This is a genomic window from Vibrio sp. 1249-1 (assembly GCF_033340495.1).
The window spans coordinates 1-1,084 of record NZ_JAWOWJ010000130.1; the positions used below are offsets into that span (position 1 = coordinate 1).

Genomic DNA, 1,084 nt, shown 5'->3' on the forward strand with positions numbered 1-1,084 from the left:
GGGAAATAAAAAACACCTCCCTTAACCGGAATTTAAGGGAGGTGCTGAATGCCAAATCGAGGGTGGCATTGTTAATTGCTTAAGTGTTAATCGCTTAAATTTTGCTTATGCAGCAACTTCTTGTTTTGCATCCACTTTGTTTTTTAGGAATGCATAGGTAAAGCCTGTTACCGCCGTACCTGCAGCAATTGCTACCAAGTACATCAAGTCTGGAGAAATTGCGTTAGGGATAAGCAGTACAAATCGACCGCCGTGAGGTGCCATCAGTTTCGCGCCGAATAGCATAGATAGAGCACCTGTTAGAGCGCCACCAGCCATACAAGATGGGATTACACGCATTGGGTCTTTCGCTGCGAATGGGATTGCACCTTCAGAGATAAAGCACAAACCTAACACGAATGATGCTTTGCCCGCTTCACGCTCGTTTGGTTCAAACTTGTTCTTCGCTAGGAAAGTGGCCAGACCCATACCTAGCGCCGGCACCATACCTGCCGCCATGATTGCAGCCATTGGTGCGTAAGTTTGAGAAGCCAATAGACCTACACCGAATGCGTAAGCTGCTTTGTTTACTGGGCCACCCAAGTCGAAGCACATCATTGCGCCAAGGATAATACCAAGTAGAACGGCGCTGTCTGAACCCATGTTGTTTAGGAAGTCAGTCAGACCATTCATGATGCCAGAAACCGGACCACCAACGATGTAGATCATCACAAGGCCCGTAAATAGCGTCGCAACAAACGGGATGATCAGAATCGGTTTCAATGCTTCCATTGATTGAGGAAGTTTTACTTTATCTGCTAAGAACTTCGCTGCGTAACCTGCGATGAAACCAGCCGCGATACCACCAAGGAAACCTGCACCAGTAGAGCTTGCCAACATACCACCAACAAGACCCGGAGCCAGACCCGGACGGTCAGCAATTGAGAAGGCAATGTAACCAGCAAGCACAGGGATCATCAGTGCAAACGCAGAGCCGCCGCCGATGGTCATTAGTGCGGCTGCCAATGTACCTTCTTCTTTAAATGCTTCAATGCCGAATACGAACGATAGGGCGATGATCAAACCACCTGCAACGACGACAGGA

General features: G+C 48.4%; 1 protein-coding gene. It reads right to left on the bottom strand.

Annotation, left to right across the window (positions count from 1 at the left end; all coding sequences use genetic code 11):
- Positions 1–105 precede the first annotated feature (105 nt).
- The coding region (locus tag R7Z50_RS24740; RefSeq protein WP_318149383.1) for a fructose-specific PTS transporter subunit EIIC at positions 106–1,084 on the bottom strand (979 nt) is incomplete at its 5' end.